Consider the following 21,022-nt stretch of genomic DNA (forward strand, 5'->3'; position numbering starts at 1 on the left):
AGGCCGCCTCCGCGCGGTTGGCGCGGTGTCGGTGCCATCGGGTTGCATGGGGGCATGACCACCGCACTGCGCACAGCCGCCGACACGATCCTCAGCCGGCTCGTCGGGGACCCGACGGGCACCGCACGCCTGCGCGAGGACCAGTGGCGCGCCGTCGAGGCGCTGGTCGCACACGGCCGCCGGGCCCTGGTGGTCCAGCGCACGGGCTGGGGCAAGTCGGCCGTGTACTTCGTGGCCACCGCGCTGCTCCGCGAGCGGGGCAGCGGTCCCACGGTGATCGTCTCCCCGTTGCTGGCGCTGATGCGGAACCAGATCGACGCCGCCGACCGCGCCGGCATCCGCGCCCGTACGATCAACTCGGCCAACCCCGAGGAATGGGACACGGTGCAGGCCGAGGTCGCCTCGGGAGAGGTGGACGTCCTGCTGGTGAGTCCGGAGCGGCTCAACAACCCCGATTTCCGGGACCAGGTGCTGCCCAAGCTCGCCTCCACCACAGGTCTGCTCGTCGTCGACGAGGCCCACTGCATCTCCGACTGGGGCCACGACTTCCGGCCCGACTACCGCCGGTTGCGGACGATGCTCGCCGATCTCACCCCGGGCGTTCCCGTGCTGGCCACGACCGCCACCGCCAACGCGCGTGTGACGGCCGACGTCGCCGAGCAGCTGGGGACCGGCGACCATGAGGGCGCCCTGGTGCTGCGCGGGCCGCTGGAGCGCGAGAGCCTGTCGCTCGGGGTCCTGCGCATGCCCGACGCCGCCCACCGGCTCGCCTGGCTCGCCGACCACATCAGCGACCTCCCGGGCTCGGGCATCGTCTACACCCTGACGGTGGCGGCCGCGGAGGAGGTCACCGCCTTCCTCCGGCAGCGCGGGCACCGGGTCGCCGCCTACTCGGGGCGCACCGAGGACGCCGACCGCCGGGCCGCCGAGGCCGCGCTGCTGAACAACGAGGTCAAGGCACTGGTCGCCACCTCGGCGCTCGGCATGGGCTTCGACAAGCCGGACCTGGGCTTCGTGGTGCACCTGGGCTCGCCCTCCTCCCCCATCGCCTATTACCAGCAGGTGGGCCGCGCCGGGCGCGGTGTCGACCACGCGGAGGTGCTGCTGCTCCCCGGGCCCGAGGACGAGGCGATCTGGCGCTACTTCGCCTCGCTCGCCTTCCCCCGTGAGGAACAGGTGCGGCGCACGCTGGAGACCCTGGCCGCCGCCGGGGGCCCGATGTCGGTCCCCGCGCTCGAGACCCGGGTGGACCTGCGCCGCAACCGGCTGGAGACCATGCTCAAGGTCCTCGACGTGGACGGCGCGGTGCACCGCGTGCGGGGTGGCTGGACGTCGACAGGCCGGCCCTGGACGTACGACACCGAGCGGTACGCGTGGGTCGACCGGCAGCGCAAGACCGAGCAGCAGGCGATGCGCGAGTACGCCACGACCTCGATGTGCCGCATGGAGTACCTGCGCCGTCAGCTCGACGACGAGGAGGCCGCCCCCTGCGGCCGCTGCGACAACTGCGCCGGGTCCCGCTTCACCGCGGAGGTCTCCCGAGAGGCACTGGAGGCGGCGCGGGCCGCCCTCGGACGCCCCGGGGTCGAGGTCGAGCCCCGCCGGATGTGGCCGACGGGTCTGCCCGCGATCGGCATCGACCTGAAGGGGAAGATCCCGCCGGGCGAACAGGCCGCGACCGGACGGGCGCTCGGGCGGCTCTCCGACATCGGCTGGGGCAATCGGCTCCGCCCGCTGTTCGCGGAGAACGCGGCGGACGGGCCCGTGCCGGACGACGTGGCGCAGGCGGTGGTGCAGGTGCTGGCCGACTGGGCGAGGGGCCCGGGCGGCTGGGCGAGCGGCGATCCCGACGCCCCGCAGCGGCCGGCCGGCGTCGTCACCATCGCCTCGCACACCCGGCCGCAGCTCATCGCGTCACTCGGCACGCGCATCGCCGAGATCGGCCGCATGCCGCTGCTCGGGGAGGTGGCGCACAGCGGTGACCTGGAGCCCTCGCGGGTACCGCGCAGCAACAGCGCACAGCGACTGCGGGCGCTGCACGGGGCGTTCACCCTTCCGCCCGCCCTCTCCGACGCCCTCGCCACGGCCGCGGGACCTGTCCTGCTGGTCGACGACTTCACCGAGACGGGGTGGACCGTGGCCGTAGCAGCGCGGTTGTTGCGCCGTGCCGGGGTTACAGCAGTGTTTCCCCTGGTCCTGGCGTTGCAGGGTTGATGGGTAGTCACCATGTGAGACAGAGAAGGGATCTAAGCGGCGGAGGGCCAGATAACAGACAGGTCGACAAAATGACCGTTGCCGCCCGCGTGTGCGACAGGAACAATTGAGTCTGGATCCCCGCATCGGCTCTTGGAGCCCCACGACCGGCATGCCCGCGCACGCCCGGTCGCGGACGCATACCCGAAGGGAGGACCGTGGCCATCGGCTTCGCTCCGGAAACCGCATCCGTGAATGCCTCCCGCCGCGCCGGACGCCATCGCACCCTCGAGCCTGCCGAATGGACCGCCGCGGGCATCCCGCTGCTGATCAACCCGCGCGAGGTGGTCACGGACCTCCACACGCGGCACCTTCCGGCGCCCGGCACCGCCGTGGTCGCGGTCTACTCCCCCGACGAACGGCTGACGGCCAGCGCGTCGTTCGCGCAGCGCCCCCACGTCGTCGACGGCTGGGAGCGGCGCAACGCCATCCTCGTCCACCTGCGCCGGATCACGGCGGACGACCTGCGGCGGCGCAGACCGGTGCGCACCGCGGTCCTGCTCGTCTGCCGCGACGGCGGAGCGGGCTGGACCGAGGTGGACGGCGCCTGGATGTGGGGGCTGCGGGACGCCTGCTCGCTGTACGGGCTGCGCCCCGGGTCGTACATCACCGTGACCGACGACGGCTGGCGGGTACAGGGCGAGGACCGTACCGGACGGACCCCGAACTCCACCTCCTGGTCGGCGGCCACGAGCCGCGGCGCAGCGAGCCTGCGTCCCAGTGGGACGCCGCCCCTGCGCCGCGCGGCGGCGCGCTGATCAGGCGTTGACGCCGAGCAGCCCGTTGATCCGCTGCTGGTCGCCGCAGACGACCAGCAGCTTGCCGGCCCTCGCCATCGCGGAGGGCAGGACACGCGCCACGGTCTCGTCGGAGCCGCCGTTGACGGCCACGACCACGACGGGCCGGCCTGTGGCACGGTCGGCATCGTGGGCGGCGTAGAACACATCGTCGCCGGCGTCGTGCTGGGCCCAGTAGGACGCCTCGCCGAAGCTCAGCTCGTGCGCCGCCCAGGGGTGCTGCTCGCCGGTGGTGAGCACCAGGACCTCACCGGGAGCGCGCCCGCTGTCCAGCAGCAGGTCGACGGCCTCGTCGGCAGCGTCCAGGGCGCCGTCCACCGAAGCGGGGATGAGCTGGATCTGCGCCGACGGGTCGACGGAGACGGAGGCCGGGGCCTCGGCCTCGGAGTCCCGCGGCGAACGCTGCTGCGGGGGTACGACGGACCCGCGGGCCGGACCAGGACGGCCGGGGCGGGCGTTCGCCGCCGGAGCGCCACGCGGCGGCGCGGGACGCGGAGGCGCGGGACGGGGGCCGGAGCCCGGTACGGGGCGGGGGGTCGGCGCGGGCCGGCCGGCGGCCGGGGCTACGCGGGGACCCGGGACACTCTCGTGAATCTGAGGCTCCTCGGGGGTGAGAGGCATGTGCTGATGTCTATCAAATGCGCCGGAACAACGCAGCGGCGGGTAGGTCACAACTCGGCTCAGAAATCGAACCCGAGTTGCTCACCCGTCTCCCCTGCCTCCACGGTCTCCCGGACCTTCTTCAAGTGCTGCCAACGCGGCAGCGTATCGAGATATGCCCAGGACAGCCGGTGGAGGGGGGTGGGCCCCAGCTCCTCCAGTGCCGCCCGGTGCACCGGCGAAGGGTACCCGGCATTGGCCTCGAAGCCGAACGGAGCATAGTCGACGCCCAGTTCCGCCATCATCGCGTCCCGCCGAACCTTGGCGATCACGGAGGCGGCCGCCACGGCCACGCAGGAACGGTCGCCCTTGATGACCGTGCGCACGCGCCAGGGACCTCCGAGGTAGTCGTGCTTGCCGTCGAGTATCACCGCGTCGGGCCGCACGGGCAGGACGTCCAGGGCGCGTGTGGCGGCCAGCCGGAGCGCGGCGGTCATCCCGAGCTCGTCGATCTCCTCCGGGGAGGCGTGGCCGAGCGCGAAGGAGTTCACCCATCCGGTGAGCACACCGGCGAGTTCGTTGCGGCGCTTGACGGTGAGCAGTTTGGAGTCGGTGAGGCCGTCGGGGGGCCGTCGCAGGCCGGTGACGGCGGCGCACACTGTGACGGGCCCGGCCCAGGCGCCCCGTCCGACCTCGTCGACGCCCGCGATGACCTTGGCGCCGAGGGTCGCGCGCAGCGAGCGCTCGACGGTGTGGGTTGGGGGTTCGTGGACCATGGCAAGGCTTAGCCTACGCTCCCGCGTTGGGCCGCCCCGGAGCAGGTCGGGGCAGCGGGTGCGGGGCAGCGCCGGTGACGGCCGGGAGCCGGCCCCGGTGCTCGCGTCAGGGGCGCAGCAGGGGCAGCATCACCTGGTCGACGACCTCGAGCAGGTCCTCCTCGGTGATCTCCCTGCCGCCGATCTTCGACCGGTACATCATCAGCGCGGGCACGACGTCGGCGACGATGTCGCCGGTGGCGTCTGGCCGCACCTCCCCGCGTCCGATACCGCGCCGGACCACGTCCAGGATGCGCTGCTTGGTGGGCTCGACGACCCCCTCCATGATCAGCCGCACGAAGCAGTGGGCGGCCTCCTGGTCGCACTCGTCGATCACCGAGCGCAGGGCGAGCCCGCCGCGCGAGTACATCGCCTCGCGCATCCGCAGGACGAGGAAGACGAGGTCCTCCCGGAGCCCGCCCAAGTCCGGGACGTCGGGGACCTCGGGGAAGGCCGTCTGCAGGGCGTCCGCGACGAGGGCCTGCTTGGACGGCCAGCGGCGGTAGACGGCGGCCTTGCCGGTCTGGGCGCCGGCGGCGACGCCCTCCATGGTCAGCCCCCGCCAGCCCACCGTGCTCAGCTGTTCCAGGGCGGCCCCGAGGATCGCCCGCTCCAGAACGGGCCCGCGACGACGGGTGCCCGCTCCCTGCGACATGGCCATGCCACCTTCTCATTCACTCTGTAGTGAACGCTTGCGTTCACTACAACCATCACCCTAGTGTCGTACACAGTGAACGCCACCGTTCACTAAGTCACCGACTGGGGGACCTCGTGACGACCGGACAACTCACCTCACCACGAAAGCCCGGAGCCGCGCGACGCGACGGCAGGCCGGGCATCGCACTCGCGGTGATCGCGGCCTGCCAGCTCATGGTCGTGCTGGACGCCACCATTGTGAACATCGCGCTCCCGCACATCCAGGACGCGCTCTCCTTCTCCACCACCGACCTGTCCTGGGTGCTCAACGCCTACACGCTCACCTTCGGCGGTCTGCTGCTGCTCGGCGGGCGCGCGGGCGACATCCTGGGACGGCGCAGGGTGTTCGTCTTCGGCATCCTGCTGTTCTCCCTCGCCTCCCTGCTGGGGGGCTTCGCCCAGGAGCCGTGGCAACTGCTCGCCGCGCGCTCCCTGCAAGGCGTCGGCGGCGCGATAGCCTCGCCGACCTCGCTCGCGCTCATCACCACCAACTTCCCCGAGGGCCCGGAACGCAACCGGGCCTTCGGCGTGTTCGCCGCGGTATCCGCGGGCGGCGGCGCCGTGGGTCTGCTGGCGGGCGGCATGCTCACCGACTGGCTCGACTGGCGCTGGGTGTTCTTCGTCAACGTGCCCATCGGCCTGCTGATCGCCTTCCTGGCGCCGCGCTTCATCAGCGAGTCGCAACGGCACCCGGGACGGTTCGACATCGCCGGAGCCGTCACCTCGACGCTCGGCATGGCCTCGCTCGTCTACGGCTTCATCCGCGCCGCCCACTCCGGGTGGCGGGACGCCCTGACCCTGCCCTCGTTCGCCGCCGCCATCGTGCTGCTCGGCGCTTTCGTGGTCATCGAGCGGCGGGCCCGGGAGCCGATCACCCCGCTGCGGATGTTCGCCGACCGCAACCGCTCGGGCACCTATGTGATGATGCTGAGCCTGGCCGCGGCCATGTTCGGCATGTTCTTCTTCATCGTCATCTTCGTGCAGAACGTGCTGGGTTACAGCCCCATCGCGGCGGGCTTCGCCTTCCTGCCGGTCACCGCGGCGATCGTGACCGGCGCCGGGCTGTCGACCCGCTTCCTGCCGGTGCTGGGACCGAAGCCGTTCCTCGTCACCGGCTCCGCGCTGACCGGTTCCGGGATGGCGTGGCTGACCCTGATCGACCCCGGCAGCAGCTACGTGGGCGGCGTCCTCGGCCCGATGCTGCTCTTCGGCTTCGGCATGGGCCTGAACTTCGTCACGCTGACCCTGACGGCCGTCTCCGGCGTCGCCCAGCACGAGGCCGGGGCCGCCTCCGGGCTGCTCAACGCGATGCAGCAGGTGGGCGGCTCGCTCGGACTGTCCATCCTGGTGACGGTGTTCGGCACCGCGAGCCGCGACAAGGCCACCGGTCTGCTCCCGGACTTCCTCGCGCACTCCACGCCGGAGCAGCAGGCCGCCTTCCGGCGGACCCACGAACTGCCGCCGCCATGGGGCCACGAGGTCCTGGCACACGGCATCTCGACCGCCTTCTACGCGGCCGTGGGGCTGGTCGCGCTGGCGCTGGTCACGGCGTTGTTCGTGATCCGGGTCCGCAAGAGCGACCTGGAGGCGCTCAGCGGCAGCGCGGGCACGCCCGCGGCCTGACGCCGGCGCCGCCGCCCGGCCCGAGGGGAGGCCGGGACGGCGGCACACGGCGTTCGCGTCATGGGAAGACGGCACGGGAAGACGTCACGGGAAGACGGGTTCGCGCCACTCGTCGTAGAAGCCCTCCAGCCCCGCCGCGTCACACGGCCGGTAGCCGGTCTGCGGCGGGCGCCCGTCGAGCAGGGACCGGGCCCGGACCTCACCCAGGCTGGTGGTGTACCAGGCCTCGGTGCCGTCCTCGTAGAGGTGCTCCACGATCTTCTCCAGGGCGCAGGAGCGCTGCGGCTCCGGCAGGTGGTCCAGCTCCGGGACGGCGTCCGCGGAGAGGTTCCGCAGATACGCCAGGTCGATCTTGCCGGTGTTCTTGAAGCGGCTCACCTGCTGGTCGGCGATGAGCGCGTCGGGCGACACCAGCCCGAAGGCGAGGACGGACGCCGCGGCGCTCACCACCACCGCGCGCGGCAGCCAACGCGCGCCGAACACCCCGGCCGCCATGATGAGGACGATCAGCAGCCCGAGCCACAGCTCCACCCCCGCCACCGAGATCCGCAGACGGGTCAGCCCGTACGCGTCGACGTACAGGTCCATGCGGCGCAGCGCGGAGGCGACCACGACCAGGGTCAGCACGCAGATCGTGCCGAGGACGGAGCGCACGAGCAGCGTGTCCCGGTCGGTGCCGCGCGGCGCCCACCGCAGGGCGAGGCCGATCACCACCACGGTGAGCAGGGTGACGACGAGCAACTGCCAGAAGCCCTGCCGGGCGTACTCCGCGTAGGTCAGCCCGGTCTTGGCGAGCACCTTCTCGTAGCCGCCGAACAGCACCGCGAGCTGGACGGCGTTGAAGGCGGCGAACAGCGCGGCGAGGACGACCAGCGGCAGCGCCCACTCGGCGCGCCGGCGGGCGCGCCCCGGCTTCACCTCGATCCGGTCCCAGCGGCGCGGCGCCGCGGCGGTCCAGGCCGCGCAGAGCGCGAAGAGCGTCCCGACGACGAGGAGCAGGACGCGCAGCGGTGCGTCGGTGACGGTCACGTCGGGCATGAGGTCGGCCAGCAGATCCGCGAACGCCGCGTCGGCCCCCGCGAAGAGCGCGCCGAAGACGACCAGGAGCACGACGGTCACGCCGACGGTCTTCAGCATCGGCAGCAACCGGCTGCGGTCGCGACCGGCCCGGTCGCGCAGCCCGCGCAGCGCCCAGCCGATCGCGGGCACCGGAGCGAACCACAGTCCCGCGCCGCCGAGCAGGACGCCCGGCCAGCGGCGGCCGCCGTGCAGGGCCAGCGAGCCCAGGAAGGCGGCGGCGACGACAGCCAGGAACGACGGCCACCACGCGTCCCGCAGGGCCGGGATCAGCAGCAGCGTCAGGCCGGCCACCGCCCAGCCCGCCGACCAGGGCCGGAGCCGCCGGCCGTGGTCGAGGGCGGCGGCCGCGGCCGCGGCCGCGGCGGGAACGGTGACCAGCAGCAGGTTGATCCCCAGGCCGCCGCGGAGCAGGGCCGAGGTCAGCACACCGGTGAGCAGCGCCGTCCACAGCACGGCGGGTCGCACGGTGCGCGGGGTCCGCGGCCGGCTCGCGGTCACCCACGCCGGCGGTGGAGGCGGCGGCGGGGGCGTCCAGGGACGGGCATACGGCGCTGTCGGGTGGACGGGTGGACCGTGCTTCCGCGGCGACGCCTGCGGATGGGTCTGCGGATGTGCCTGTGCTGGCGCCTGCGCCGCCGGTGCGGCGTCGGACGGCGTGTCGGACATGAGAACCCCTCCCCGCCGGTCGTGCGGCGGCCGGGGGCTGCGCGCTGGACCGGTACTCGACTGCGCGTCCGGCGAAGATCAGCCGGACGGCGTGGCCGACAGGCTAGGCGCGCCGGCCGGCCGGGCGGACGTGCTGCGGGCCCGATGACCCAGTCTGTGACAGGGCCGTGACAATGCAGAGGATTGCCGGACCCACGGCGGGGGGCGGCGGGCGCGGCTCAGCGGCCGGGCAGCCATTCCGGCAGCGGCTCGCAGCGCTCCTGCCACGCGCGCGGGGGCTCGCCGCCGGCCCCGGCGGCGATGATCCCGCCGACGATGGCGCAGGTGGTGTCCACGTCGCCGCCCGCGCGGGCGGTGGTCCAGAAGGCGCCCTCATAGTCGCCGAGACCCCTGGCGGCCGACCACAGGGCGAAGGGGACGGTGTCGTGGGCGCTGGTGCGCCGGCCGTTGCCGAGCACGGCCGCGACGGTGGCGACGTCGTCGTAGTCGAGCATGTCCACGGCGCGGCGCAGCCCGGCGTGCACGGCGCTGCGCGGCAGCAGCGCCACGACGCGGGTGACGAGGTCCGCGGGGGCACCGGGGCCCGCCGGGTCCGCGGCGAGCGCGGCGGCGGCCGCGACGGCCATCGCGCCGACGACGGCCTCGCGATGCTGGTGGGTGGTGTACGCCGACAGTTCGGCCTGCTCGGCGGCCTTCTCCGGCTCGCCCGCGTACCAGGCGCCCAGGGGCGCCACGCGCATCGCGGCGCCGTTGCCCCAGGAACCCTGGCCGTTGAACATCTCGGCCGCGAGGGTGCGCCAGTCGGCTCCCTCCTGCCGGATCAGCCGCAGCATCCGGTTCACGCCGGGGCCGTAGCCGCGGTCGAAGTCGTGGTGCGCCGCGAAGGAGGCGGCCAGGGCGTCCTGGTCGATCGTGCCGTGCGAGTCCAGGACCGCGACGACCGAGCACGCCATCTCGGTGTCGTCCGTCCACTGCCAGGTCCCCGGTGGCAGCGTGCGGCCCTGCAGTGCCGGGTAGTGCGCCGGCACGAAGAACTGGGAGCCGAGGGCGTCACCCAGGGCGAGACCGCGCAGGCTGGACAGTGCGCGGCGGCGTGGAAGGTCATGCGGGTCAGCGGTCATGGCGGGAGAACTCTGACATCCGGTGCCACCCGGGTCAATCGTCCTGTGCGCAATCTCACCCGTGATATCTCGCCAGGTCGGAGTCGGTGGTCCGCCAGCGGGAGAAGGGCCGGTCGAGCCGGTACCGGCCGTCGGGCTCGGCGAGCAGCATCCGCGTCTCGCCGTTGTCGGGGTTCGACAGGCACTCGAACTCGTCGACGGTCCAGTGGAACCACCGCATGCAGAACAGCCGCATGGTGAGCCCGTGCGTGACCAGCAGCACGTTCGGCGGGAACTCGGGCTTGTCGAAGGCGCGGTAGAGCGTCTCCAGGAAGGACCCGACGCGGTCGTAGACGTCCGCCCCGGACTCGCCCTGGGCGAAGCGGTAGAAGAAGTGACCGTAGGCGTCCCTGGCCTTGCGCTGCCGCTGCACGTCCTCGGCGTCCTGGTAGTTCCCCCAGTCCTGCTCGCGCAGCCGGGGCTCCTCCTTGGCCCGGGTACGGCAGGGCTCGAGGCCGAGCAGGTGGAAGGTCTGATGCGTCCGGCGATACGGCGAGACGAAGGCATGCACCCGCTCCTCGCCGAACAGCTCCCGCAGCTCCCGGCCGGCCTCGCGGGCCTGCTCCACACCTTTGTCGGTGAGGGTCAGCGCATGGTCGGGCACCCGCTCGTAGATCGTGTCGTCGGCATTGCCCTGGGACTCTCCGTGCCTGATGAGCACTATGCGACGCGGTCGGGCCATGGCCTCACTGTAATTCGTGCGCGCGAGCGAGGTCGCGGCGGGCGCCCGCTCCGTCCACAGGCCGGACATCCCCTGCTCCGATTGTCAGTGGCGCACCTCAGACTCAGCATGAAGAGGGGGGCGCCTTCGCGCGCCACGGTTGGAGGCCGCCATGAAGACCACGTCGTTCGTCCCCGGCACACCCTGCTGGACCGATCTCAGCAGTCCCGACATCGAGGCCTCCCGCGCGTTCTACGGCGGTCTGTTCGGCTGGGACTCCGAGGCGGGCCCTCCGGAGGCCGGCGGGTACACCTTCTTCGGCCTGCGCGGCGAGCAGGTGGCGGCCGTCGGCCCGGTGATGGCCGAGGGCGACCGGCCCCGGTGGATCACCTACATGGCCACGAGTGACGTGACGGACACCGCCAAGGCGGTCGAGGCGGCGGGCGGCTCGGTGTGCGTGCCGCCGATGGCCGTCTTCGACCAGGGCAGCTTCGCTCAGTTCACGGACCCGCACGGTGCGGAGTTCGCCGCGTGGCAGCCGGGCCGGTTCAGCGGCGCGGGGCTGCTCGACGAGCCGGGCGCGCTGTGCTGGATCGAACTCAACACCCGGGACGTGGACGGCTCCCGCGCCTTCTACCGGAACGTCTTCGGCTGGACGGGCGAGACCCACCCGTTCGCCGGGGACAGCTCCTACACCGAGCTCGAGGTGGAGGGGACGGGCCGGAAGTTCGGCGGCATCCTGCTGATGAACGACGCCTGGCCGCAGGAGATACCCCAGCACTGGATGCACTACTTCTCCGTCGCCGACACCGACGCGGCCGCCGCACGGGCCACCGAGCTCGGGGGCAGCGTCTCCGTGCCGCCGTTCGACCTCGAGCACGTCGGGCGGGTCGCCGTGCTCGACGATCCGCACGGCGCGTACTTCTCGGTGATCACCCGTCCCGCACAGGGCGCGACGGGCTGAGGCGGACGGCTCCCGGGAGGCCCCGGTCGCCGTGCCGTCATATCGACCAGGACTGTTCCAGGTCGACGACGTCACCGGCGACGGTGAGCACGTCGGCGTCGAGCTCTGCCCGTTCGGACAGCCGCAGGATGGAACCGTCCCGGTATTTCGCGTGCTCGGAGGCCGAGTCCCATATCGACAGCACCAGGAAGTCGGACTCGGGTCCCTGCGCGAAGACCCCGCGCAGCATGCCCGGGGAGCCGGCCATGGCCGGGTTCCAGACCTTCTCCTGCATCAGCACGAAGTGCTCGACGCGGTCCGGCCGCACCTTGCAGTGCGCCAGGCGCAGCAGGTCGCTGTCGGCGAAGCGGGGCCGGAAGCCGACCTTGACGTCGAGGCGGTGCTCGAAGAGCTTGACGCCGAGGCTCTCGTAGGTGCCGGCCTGGGCGGCCGCGAGGCGGTCATGGGGGCCGGCCATGAAGGCGTCGTAGTAGTCGCGGTCCTCCCAGAACGCGAAGAGGTGCGCGACACCCGGCTGGCTGCGGCTCCAGCCGCCGCCCTGCCCCCGGAACCCGGGCTCCCCCATGAGCCCGTTGACCCATTTCCGCTGCCCACGCTCGAATCCGGCGCGATCGACGATTCCGCAGCGAATCCACTTCACCAGCACCGCGCCATCCTATGGCCCGCCGGCGGGCCTTCCGCCCCATCGAAGGGCCAACTCGCCTGAACGGGAGACCAATCGATCACCACGGAGGCGCCCCGGACCCCGCGCCCGCTGGTCGAGGACTTCGCCAGCGGCACCGGCGCCCTGCCCGCGCACGGCGCGGCCGCCCTCACCGGGCCCCAGGACCGGCCCGAAGGGGCCCCGGCTGCGGACCGCGTATCCGCGCACCCCGGGCAGCAGCCTCGTGAAGCCCCGGTCGTACTGACCGGATCTCAGAAAGAAGGGCCGAAACAAATAGTCTTCAACAAAACTATCTGCTAGCGTCTCACCTGGTTCCCCGACGACGAGGAGACGACGCCATGTCCTTACGCCCGCAGCACCCGCAGCTCTCGTCCACGGCGGCGACCACGCGAGCCGCCCCCGGCCGCCGCTCCCGCGGGCCGGCCCTCGCCGTCCTGTGCGCCGGGATGCTGATGATCATCCTGGACGGCAGCATCGTCACCGTGGCGCTCCCCGCCATCCAGCGTGACCTGCACTTCTCCCCCGCCGACCTGACCTGGACCGTCAACGCGTACATGATCGCCTTCGGCGGGCTGCTCCTGCTGTCCGGACGCCTCGGCGACCTTCTCGGGCGCAAGCGGATGTTCGTCGCCGGGCTGGCCGTCTTCACCGGTGCCTCGCTCCTCTGCGGCGTCGCCACCGGCCAGGCCGTGCTCATCGGCGCCCGTTTCCTCCAGGGCGTCGGCGGCGCGATGACCTCCGCCGTCAGTCTCGGCCTGCTCGTCACGCTCTTCCCCGAACCCCGCGAACGCGGCCGGGCCATCGGTGCGTTCAGCTTCGTCGGCGCCGCCGGGGCCTCGATCGGCCAGGTGCTCGGCGGGATCCTCACCCAGGCCGTCAGCTGGCACTGGATCTTCTTCATCAACCTGCCCATCGGGATGGCGGCCGTGCTCCTGGCCGTCCGCGTGCTGCAGCCCGACCCGGCGCGTCCCCCCGCCCGGGGCGCCGACGCCCTCGGCGCGCTCCTGGTCACCACCGGCCTGATGACCGGCGTCTACACGATCGTCCAGACGGGCGGCCACGGCTGGGCCTCCGCACGCACCCTCGTCCTCGCCGCCCTGGCCGTGGCGCTCCTCGGGGCGTTCGTGCTCCGCCAGGCCACCGCGGTGTCCCCGCTGCTGCCGCTGCGCATGTTCCGCTCACGCGAGGTCTCCGGGGCCAACCTCGTCCAGGTGCTGATGGTCTCGGCCCTCTTCGGCTTCCAGATCCTCATGGCGCTCTACCTGCAGAACGTCCGGGGCTACGGTGCCGCCGCGACGGGACTGGCGATGCTGCCCGCCGCGCTGAGCATCGGCACCGTCTCGCTGCTGCTCTCCGCCCGGCTGGGCGCGCGCTTCGGCGAGCGCCGCGTCCTGCTCTGCGGGCTCGCCCTGCTGGTGGTCGCGCTCGGCCTGCTCACCCGGCTGCCGGTGCACGCCGGCTACGCCGCCGACCTGCTGCCCACGATGCTGCTGGCGGGCGGCTTCGGCCTCGCCGTCTCGGCCCTGACCGTGCTCGGCATGTCAGGCGCGGGCGTCGCCTCGGGCCTGTTCACCACCACCCAGCAGGTGGGCGGCGCCCTCGGCGTCGCCGTCCTGTCCACCCTCGCCGGCTCCCGCACACACACCCTCGTCGCCGACGGCCACGACGCCGCCTCCGCCCTCACCGGCGGCTTCCGCCTCGCTTTCGGCACCGGCGCGGTCCTTCTGGCCGTGGCCTTCGTGCTCGCGCTGGTGATACTGCGACCACGGCACGGGCCCGGCGCCCCTGCGCAGGCCTGACGCCGGGCGGCCGGACCCGCCCCTCACCGGGCTCCGCAGCGAACGCCGCCCGTCACTCCTGCGCCGGGGCCGAGAACACCGACAGGTACTCCTCGGTGCGGAAGCCGGCCGACACGTACACGGGCTCGCCCATCGCGCTCGCGTAGAGGTACGCCGTGGGGGCGCCGGCGACATGGCCCGCACGGACCAGCTCCATGGTGACCGCCCTCCCGTAGCCGCGACGCCGGTGGCCGGGGAGCGTGGAGACGTTGAAGATGCCGTTGAGATCGCCGCGCACCGCCGTCATGCCCGTCCCGACCGGAACGCCGTCCGCCTCCGCCACGTAGAACGTGACCCCGTCCAGGCGGCCCATGGCCGGATCGGCGAACAGCCCGAACACCTCGTGCGGCACCTCGAAGCCCTCCGCCATGACCGCGGCGTACAGGCCGAGTTCGGCGGGGCCCACCGGGCGCGCCTTCACGCAGTCGCCGGCCGGTTCCGCCGGCATTCCCCGGTCGGAGTGCCGGACCATGAGCGGACTGCGGTCGAGGCGGGTCAGACCGCGCCGTGCCGCCTCGTCCGTGACGCCGCGTCCCGGAACCCCGCGGACCTGGATGCTCCACGGGACGTCCCACCGCTCGGACTCCGCCAGCGCGGCGATGTCGTCCGCGAGCGGTTCGGGGCTGGGGCTGAACACGCCGTTCAGCGATGCGACCGGCGCCCCGGAGACGGCCAGCACGGCGTCGCCCCGGCCCCTTCGGGTGCGTCCGGTGGCGACCGTCGCCAGGCCTTCCACGAGATCGGCGTAGGCGGTTGCGATCGGCCCCAGCGGGTCGTGCACTCGGGTCATGGGGAACTGACCTTCCTTGGGTTCTTGAGGTAGGCGGCCGGCGTGGCCCCGTACACGGATTTGAAGTGCCTGATGAAGTGGCTGGCGTCCGAGAAGTGCCATCGTGCCGCGACCTCGGACATCCCGGCCGTGCTGCCGCGGGCCACGAGTTCGTCGTGCGCCTGCTGCAGACGGCGCCGCCTGGCGAACGACATGACGGAGTCGTTCGACGCCGAGAAGCACCGGTGCAGCGTCCGCAGGGACACCCCGACGCTGCGGGCGACCATCGGGGGCGACAGCTCGCCGCTTTCGAGGTTCCGCTCTATGACGTTCCTGGCGGCGGCCACGACGGCCTGCGGATGGTCGCCGAGCCCCGAACCCGGCCGTTCGGAGATGATGCGGGAGAACAGCGTCGCGCAGGCGTCACGGGCCATCTTCCGCGCGGCCGCCGACCCCTCCAGTTCGCCGCTGCTCCTTCTGATCGCCTCCAGGAAGTTGAGGAAGAAGCGGACCTCGGGAACCTCGGCGTCCGACACGTACGCCCGGCCCAGCGCCCTGGGCGACCCGATCCGTGGGATCACGAGGTGCCGGGGAATCGAGATGACGTGCGCGGTCGTCGCCGGCGCGCACGAGAATTCCCAGGACGCCTTCGTGTCGCGGATGCATATCTGCCCGGGCCCGACGGAATGCCTCGTCTTCCCGTCCTGGAAATCGATCCACCCCGAGGTCACCAGGTCCGCGACAATCGGGTCGCGGTCGAGGTTGTTCCCCGACACCCCGGTCAGCGAATCGCAGTAGACCTGGGCGGAGAGCAGTCCGTCGATGAGGTGGCCGCTCGCGACGAAGCGGAATCCGCGGGTGGCGGCGAAATGCGGGACGGAAAGGCGAATGAGGTGCGAGAACGGGCCGCGCTCCCAGTCCAGGAAGTGCCGTTCGGAGGTCCGAGCCTGGTCGGCGGTCAAGCTCAGGTCGGCCCGGTAATCTATGGAACCCTCGCGATGCTGCGCGCGGTCCACCGTTCCCGCCAATCGCTGATCTTCCACCTGCGCCCTCTCGGCCGGGTGTCCGCGCCGCTTCCGCAACCGGGATGACAACGTTATCCGGTTCCGGATCGGGCAATACGCGGACCACCCACGGTCGGTCATCGAAATTCTGAATGAAATTCCACGTTCCCTCGCGGTCGACGAATCAGTCGGGCCTCGTTGCCCACCAGGTTCGCCCACGACCGCGATCGCCGCGCCCGAGGCGCACGGACCTGCGCCCGCGGCCCGGTCGGGGCGAGGCGCGGCCCACGACATTATGGCCCATTCGATGCACCCGAAATAGTACGGCCGTGCCAGGTCCGGCCCTCCCGTGCGACGAGGGCGGCACCCGGATTCCATTACCTTCGGTCCACGCCCGACGGCGGATGCCGCGGCCGACGGCACATGCGGGAACCGGGGCGCCCGCCCCGGAATGGAAAGTCCGTGCCCGGAATGGAAGGGGCGCGCCAATTCGGCGGAATCACGGCCAGAACTTGCCTGAGACTCCCTCAGAATGCTTGCATCAGCGCCTGGTTCAGATTGACGTCGAGGGGGACAGCACGCGATGAATCCGGCTGTGTCGATCCACCGGGTGCGCGTCGCCCTGGCCGTGCTCAGCCTCGCGCTGTTCGTCCAGACGGCGTCCTGGCTCCTGTACGACATCGCCGCTCGCGGTCTGCCCGGCGCGTGGTCGGTGTGGACGACCGGTGACGCACCCGGCCTGGCGGCGACGACCTCCCTGGACCTGGGCCTGGCGGCACTGCAGCTCGCGGCCGGCCTGGCGGCGCTCCACCGGACCCGTGGCGCCGGCGGACTGCTTCTCGCCTCGTGTGCGGCGACGCTCGGTTTCCGCCTGCCCGCGGTCTGGTACGTCCTCCTCGACTCCCCCTCCGACCCCTGGTTCGGCACCCTCGAAGGACCTTCGGTGAAGGCCGTCGGCGGCACCGCCGTCCTCGCGGTGGTGCTCGCCGTCGTCCTCGCGGCGCTGCTGTTCCTGGCGCGGCGGATCGAGTACGAGGCAGAAGCCACGGAGGCGACGGCCGGCGGCGGGACCCGCCCGGTGAAGGTCACGGCGACCGCCTCGGGGCTGCTCCTCGCGGTGCTGAACGTCTTCTACATCGGCAGGAACGCGGTGACGGCCTTCCAGGTGGGCCCCGGCACACTCGGCGACCTGCTCGTCGGCAGGGGCACGGGCCGAGCGGTCCTCGGCGTCTCCGCGCCGTACCAGTGGGCCTGCCTGACGGTGCTGTGCGGGGCCGGGATGCTGTTCGCCGCCCGGCGTCGCCCCGTCGCGTCCGGGTTCTCCGTGGGTCTGGCGCTGTTCATGATGCCGTCGGCGTTCACGGAGCTGTGGGCGTACGCGGTGGGCGCGGTGGCGCAGACCCTGGTGGACACCTCCCAGGACCTGCTGGAGCTCGTGGGCTCTGCGGCCGTGGTCGCCCTCGTCGCCGGGGACGTCCGCATCGATCGCCGTCCGGGCGTCCGCGCCGCGGACGGCGCCGTGCCCTCGGTGCCGTCCGCGGCGGACCGGATCGGCGTCGCCCCGGGGTACGACGACGGGTCCCGCGACGGGTGACGGCTCAGCGTGCGTCCGGCCGGAACCCGGCGACGGCGTTGTCGAAGACCGCCCGGTAGGAACCCCAGCGGTCCGACGGAGCGGAGAGGTAGACCGTGAACTCCTGCTCCCCGGGCTGCCCGAAGCCGAGGTCGATGGCCCGGAAGTCGCGGGCCTTGCCCTGGAAGGTGAACTCCCATATGGCTGCCGGGCGATCACGCCAGCGGGTGCTCTGCATCCGCAGCCGCTCGTAGCCCTCCAGGTCCGGGACCATCTGCGCCTCGACGTCCTCGAAGTGCCGGAGCGGGCTGGGTCCCGCGAAGTCGAGCGCGGCGACCCGCAGGCCCACCAGTCCCGTCGGGTCGACGTAGACGAACTGCCGCCCGTCGTCGCTCACCTGGCGCTTCCAGCCGTCCGGCACGGGGACGGAGAAGCCGCGGTCCCGCACCGCGGCGAGGTGGTAGCCGTCGGGGACCGGGGGCGGCGTGTACGAGGGCGTCGGCGACACGGAGGGCACGTCCGAGGCGGAGGCGGAAGGCGTGTCCGGCGTGGTCACCCCGGACGAGGACGGGGACGGGCCGGCAGCGCGGTGGCGCTGCTCCCCGAGGAGCGGCACCGCGTAGTAACCGCCGCCGGCGAGGGCGGGCACCAGGAGGACGGCGGTCCACCACGAGGCACGGCGCGGTCGGGTGCGCGGCGGGGAGAGAGGGGCGGGAACGGGAGCGGTCACGGGACCGCCGGTCCGCGGCCGCGCGGCAGGGGCCGGCCCGGCCCGGGACGCGAGGCTGTCGCGGGGGACGCTCTCGGTCTCGGTCTCGGCGGCACCGGCCCGCAGCAACCGCTCGGCCTCCTCCGCCGACAGACGCCCCTCCGGCTCCCGCACCAGCAACCCCGCGATCACCGGCCCCAACGCCCCCGCACGCCCCGCCACCGGCACCTCGTCCGTCGCGATCGCATACGCCGTCTCGATCGCCGTGTCCCGACGGAACGGCGAACGCCCCTCCACCGCTTGGAACAACGTCGCCCCCAACGCCCACAGATCCGCCCCCGGCCCCGGCGCACCACCGGTCAACCGCTCCGGAGCCAGAAAATCGATCGACCCGATCAACTCACCCGTCCGCGTCAACGTCGACGTCCCCGAAGCCTGCGCGATCCCGAAATCCGTCAGCACCACCCGACCCGACTCCGACAACAGCACATTGCCCGGCTTCACATCCCGATGCAGCACCCCCGCCGCATGCGCCGCCCGCAACGCCGCCACCATCCCCCGCCCGATCCGCGCCGCCTCCCCCGGCCCCACCGGACCCCGCTCCTTCAGCAGATCACCCAACGTCGTCGACGGCACATACTCCATCACGATGACCGGCAGACCCTCGTCATCGACCACGTCATGAACCACCACCACATTGGGATGACTGATCCGCGCCGCACTGCGCGCCTCCCGCCGCGTCCGCTCGAACAACGTCTCCAACTCGTCGTCCTGCAGATGCGGCTGCGGCGGATGCAGCCGCTTGACCGCCACCGCACGCCCCAGCAACTCGTCCTCGGCCCGCCACACCGTGCCCATGCCACCGCGACCGATCCGCTCCACCAGCCGGTACCTCCCGGCCACCAGGCGTCCGAGATCGGACATCGCGCGATTCTCCTTGGTCATCCGTTGACGGGTCCCGTCGGCCGGCCGGCCTCAGGACAGGGCGACGACCCGCGCTTCGGCGGGGCCGGCGTCGAAACGCAGGACGATGTCGTAGAGGTAGGTGTCGCCGGCCCCGGGGCCCAGGGCCGTGCGGGCCCCGGGGCGCAGGCGGCCGGAGACGGTCTCGTGCCGTTCGCCAGGCGCCGAGCCGCTGATGGCGACGAGCCGCAGGGGCGTACGGCCGGTGTTCTCCAGGGTGACGGTGCGGGTCCGCGGGCACGGCGTGGCCGAGGTGCCCGCGGGGCACCGGAAGCGCACGTCCCCGAAGTCGCGCAGTCCGCAGGAGACATCGGTGGCGTACGCGATGTCCGACGAACAGACCGCGCCGACCCGCAGACCGGCCACGGGGGCGGCGTCGACCGGCGCGCCGTGCGCGTCGGACCCCCGCGGCTGTGCGACGACGAACACGCCGAGAGCAGCGGTGGCGAGTACGGCGGACAGGAGTGCTTTCCGCACCGAGTGCTCCAATGGACGACGCGCGGTAAGAGCGGCCGCGCTTTCCTCCGGGAATGACACGCGAATTCCAAGGATCCACTCCGGACCGCTATGCGCGGTCGCCTCTCCCTGCGTAAAGGCGCATGAAATGGGCTTCGGCGACGGCGAGGCGCCGCAGTTCGTCGACGGAAACGCTCTCGTCCACGGCGTGGATCTGCGCCTCGGGTTCGCACAGACCGATCAGGAGGATCTCGGCCCGGGGGTAGAGGGAGGCGAGGGTGTTGCACAGCGGGATCCCGCCGCCGAGCCCCGCGATGTCCAGGTCGCGACCGCTGTAGGCCGCGCGCATGGCCTCGGCCATGGCCGTGTAGGCGGGGCTCGAGGTGTCGGCGAGGAACGGCTCGCCCTGGGCGACCTGCTCCACCGACACCCGCGCGCCCCACGGGGTGTGCTTCTCGATGTGGGCGGTCAGCAGTTCCGTGGCCCGTGCGGCATCGACGCCCGGGGGGATGCGCAGGCTGATCGCCGCCCGCGCGCTCGCGTGCACCGAGGGCGTGGCGCCCACGACGGGAGGGCAGTCGATGCCCATCACGCTCACCGACGGCCGCGCCCAGAGCCGGTCCGCGACGGAGCCGGTACCGACGAGGTCGACCCCGTCCAGCACCCCTGCGTCCACCCGGAAGTCGGTCTCCGGGTACGTCAGGCCGCGCCACTCCCCGTCGGCCTCCAGGCCGTCGACCCGGGGCGATCCGTCCTCGTCCACCAGCGAGCCCAGGATCGTGACGAGCGCGGTGATCGCGTCGGGAGCGGCCCCGCCGAACTGACCCGAGTGCAGGTTGCCGCGGAGGGTCTCGACACCGATCCGGAGCATCGTGATGCCGCGCAGCGAGGCGGTGACGGTCGGCGTCCCGAGGCGGAAGTTCCCCGCGTCGCCGATGAGGATCACGTCAGCGTCGAGCGCCTCCGGGTGGGCCCGCGCATACCGTTCCAGGCCGCCCGTCGCCTGCTCCTCGGAACCCTCGACGATCACCTTGACGTTCAGCGGCACGCCGCCGTGCGCCTTGAGCGCGCGAAGGGCCAGGAGGTGCATGACCACGGCGCCCTTGCAGTCCGCGGTGCCCCGTCCGTACCACCGTCCGTCACGTTCGGCCAGCTCGAACGGCGGCGTCCGCCAGGCCTGCTCGTCCGCGGCCGGCTGGACGTCGTAGTGCGCGTACAGCAGGATCGTGGGAGCTCCCGCCGGGCCCGCGAGGTGACCGAGCACCGACTGGTGGCCGTCGGGCATGTCGAGGATGCGTACGTCGCCGAACCCTTCGTCCCGCAGGGCGCCGGCGACCCACTCGGCGGCCTGGTGGCATTCCTCGGGGGGCGCGACAGCGGGGTCCGCGACCGACCTGAACCCGACGAGTTCCGCGAGTTCGCTCCGCGCCGCCGGGATCAGCGATGCGACGGTGTCGGCGATGGGGTCGGGGGACAACGGGGGCTCCTTGGCGTACGGGGAAGAAGGCGCCGATCGCCGGAGGAGGGAAAACGCCTCCCTGTCACGGGAATTCGGCAGCAGTCGCCTCGAACCTATTCGGGTCCGCGCGGGCCCGAATAGAAAATACGTGCCGTTTTCCGCGCCACCGGGTTCCGGCGCAGTGCGCGGAGGGGCGGGACGGGGCCGCCGGTCGTCCGGCCGCGCCCGCACGGCCCCCGACACGCACGCGTCCCCCCGAAGCGGAGCGCTTC

At 72.6% G+C, this 21,022-nt stretch carries 18 protein-coding genes; 6 read left to right on the forward strand and 12 right to left on the reverse strand.

Translation table 11 applies throughout. The features are described from left to right. Nucleotides 1–54 precede the first annotated feature (54 nt). Together OIE69_RS12550 and OIE69_RS12555 are read left to right on the forward strand one after the other, a co-directional pair. Complete coding sequence (locus OIE69_RS12550; RefSeq protein ID WP_326572065.1) at nt 55–2,214, forward strand: RecQ family ATP-dependent DNA helicase; 2,160 nt, start codon at nt 55–57, stop codon at nt 2,212–2,214. 197 nt (nt 2,215–2,411) lie between these two features. Then, on the forward strand, nt 2,412–3,011 hold the full coding sequence (locus OIE69_RS12555; protein ID WP_326572066.1) for a hypothetical protein: 600 nt from the start codon (nt 2,412–2,414) through the stop codon (nt 3,009–3,011). On the opposite strand, the gene OIE69_RS12560 is transcribed toward OIE69_RS12555, so the two are convergent. From OIE69_RS12560 to OIE69_RS12570, 3 genes are all read right to left on the reverse strand, one after another. After that, entirely contained in the window at nt 3,012–3,671 is a 660-nt protein-coding gene (locus tag OIE69_RS12560) for a hypothetical protein (RefSeq protein WP_326572067.1), read from the reverse strand. Nucleotides 3,672–3,730: 59 nt separating this feature from the next. After that, a complete protein-coding gene (locus OIE69_RS12565) occupies nt 3,731–4,426 on the reverse strand; it encodes a ribonuclease HII (protein WP_326572068.1) in 696 nt (231 codons plus the stop codon). Nucleotides 4,427–4,532: 106 nt separating this feature from the next. Further along, nucleotides 4,533–5,126 (reverse strand): TetR/AcrR family transcriptional regulator, encoded by a 594-nt coding sequence (locus OIE69_RS12570; protein ID WP_326572069.1) that lies wholly within the window; start codon nt 5,124–5,126, stop codon nt 4,533–4,535. A gap of 110 nt (nt 5,127–5,236) precedes the next feature. On the opposite strand from OIE69_RS12570, the gene OIE69_RS12575 reads away from it, so the two are divergent. After that, nucleotides 5,237–6,784 carry an MFS transporter gene (locus tag OIE69_RS12575; protein ID WP_326572070.1) on the forward strand — a complete coding sequence of 516 codons (1,548 nt, stop codon included), beginning with the start codon at nt 5,237–5,239 and terminating at the stop codon, nt 6,782–6,784. Nucleotides 6,785–6,868: 84 nt separating this feature from the next. On the opposite strand, the gene OIE69_RS12580 is transcribed toward OIE69_RS12575, so the two are convergent. The 3 genes from OIE69_RS12580 to OIE69_RS12590 form a co-directional block, all read right to left on the reverse strand. Further along, nucleotides 6,869–8,329 (reverse strand): DUF4153 domain-containing protein, encoded by a 1,461-nt coding sequence (locus OIE69_RS12580; RefSeq protein WP_326572071.1) that lies wholly within the window; start codon nt 8,327–8,329, stop codon nt 6,869–6,871. Between the two features lie 419 nt (nt 8,330–8,748). Further along, nucleotides 8,749–9,651 (reverse strand): ADP-ribosylglycohydrolase family protein, encoded by a 903-nt coding sequence (locus OIE69_RS12585; RefSeq protein ID WP_089223100.1) that lies wholly within the window; start codon nt 9,649–9,651, stop codon nt 8,749–8,751. A gap of 55 nt (nt 9,652–9,706) precedes the next feature. Beyond that, the gene (locus OIE69_RS12590) at nt 9,707–10,372 is read right to left on the reverse strand and encodes a phosphoglycerate mutase family protein (RefSeq protein WP_326572072.1); all 666 of its coding nucleotides are present in this window, start codon (nt 10,370–10,372) and stop codon (nt 9,707–9,709) included. Nucleotides 10,373–10,523: 151 nt separating this feature from the next. Here OIE69_RS12590 and OIE69_RS12595 point away from each other — a divergent pair, with 151 nt between their 5' ends. Further along, a complete protein-coding gene (locus tag OIE69_RS12595) occupies nt 10,524–11,315 on the forward strand; it encodes a VOC family protein (protein WP_326572073.1) in 792 nt (263 codons plus the stop codon). 37 nt (nt 11,316–11,352) lie between these two features. On the opposite strand, the gene OIE69_RS12600 is transcribed toward OIE69_RS12595, so the two are convergent. Beyond that, nucleotides 11,353–11,961, reverse strand: coding sequence for a YdbC family protein (locus OIE69_RS12600; RefSeq protein WP_326572074.1), 609 nt, complete (start codon nt 11,959–11,961; stop codon nt 11,353–11,355). A gap of 356 nt (nt 11,962–12,317) precedes the next feature. On the opposite strand from OIE69_RS12600, the gene OIE69_RS12605 reads away from it, so the two are divergent. Next, on the forward strand, nt 12,318–13,778 hold the full coding sequence (locus OIE69_RS12605; RefSeq protein WP_326572075.1) for an MFS transporter: 1,461 nt from the start codon (nt 12,318–12,320) through the stop codon (nt 13,776–13,778). A gap of 52 nt (nt 13,779–13,830) precedes the next feature. Here OIE69_RS12605 and OIE69_RS12610 read toward each other — a convergent pair whose 3' ends face one another. Both OIE69_RS12610 and OIE69_RS12615 read right to left on the reverse strand, forming a co-directional pair. Beyond that, nucleotides 13,831–14,607 (reverse strand): GNAT family N-acetyltransferase, encoded by a 777-nt coding sequence (locus tag OIE69_RS12610; protein ID WP_326572076.1) that lies wholly within the window; start codon nt 14,605–14,607, stop codon nt 13,831–13,833. Continuing rightward, complete coding sequence (locus OIE69_RS12615) at nt 14,604–15,629, reverse strand: helix-turn-helix transcriptional regulator (protein ID WP_326572077.1); 1,026 nt, start codon at nt 15,627–15,629, stop codon at nt 14,604–14,606. Before OIE69_RS12615 ends, OIE69_RS12610 begins: the two co-directional genes overlap by 4 nt. A gap of 544 nt (nt 15,630–16,173) precedes the next feature. Here OIE69_RS12615 and OIE69_RS12620 point away from each other — a divergent pair. Then, nucleotides 16,174–17,184, forward strand: a complete 1,011-nt coding sequence (locus OIE69_RS12620) for a hypothetical protein (RefSeq protein ID WP_326572078.1) — start codon at nt 16,174–16,176, stop codon at nt 17,182–17,184. A 4-nt stretch (nt 17,185–17,188) separates the two neighbouring features. Here OIE69_RS12620 and OIE69_RS12625 read toward each other — a convergent pair whose 3' ends face one another. From OIE69_RS12625 to OIE69_RS12635, 3 genes are all read right to left on the reverse strand, one after another. Further along, a complete protein-coding gene (locus tag OIE69_RS12625) occupies nt 17,189–18,796 on the reverse strand; it encodes a serine/threonine-protein kinase (RefSeq protein WP_326572079.1) in 1,608 nt (535 codons plus the stop codon). Nucleotides 18,797–18,847: 51 nt separating this feature from the next. Continuing rightward, nucleotides 18,848–19,312: a hypothetical protein gene (locus OIE69_RS12630; protein ID WP_326572080.1), complete on the reverse strand. Its 465-nt coding sequence runs from the start codon at nt 19,310–19,312 to the stop codon at nt 18,848–18,850. An 88-nt stretch (nt 19,313–19,400) separates the two neighbouring features. Beyond that, nucleotides 19,401–20,768, reverse strand: a complete 1,368-nt coding sequence (locus OIE69_RS12635; RefSeq protein WP_326572081.1) for a dipeptidase — start codon at nt 20,766–20,768, stop codon at nt 19,401–19,403. Nucleotides 20,769–21,022 lie beyond the last annotated feature (254 nt).

Source organism: Actinacidiphila glaucinigra (assembly GCF_035918135.1).
GTDB lineage: Bacteria > Actinomycetota > Actinomycetes > Streptomycetales > Streptomycetaceae > Actinacidiphila > Actinacidiphila glaucinigra.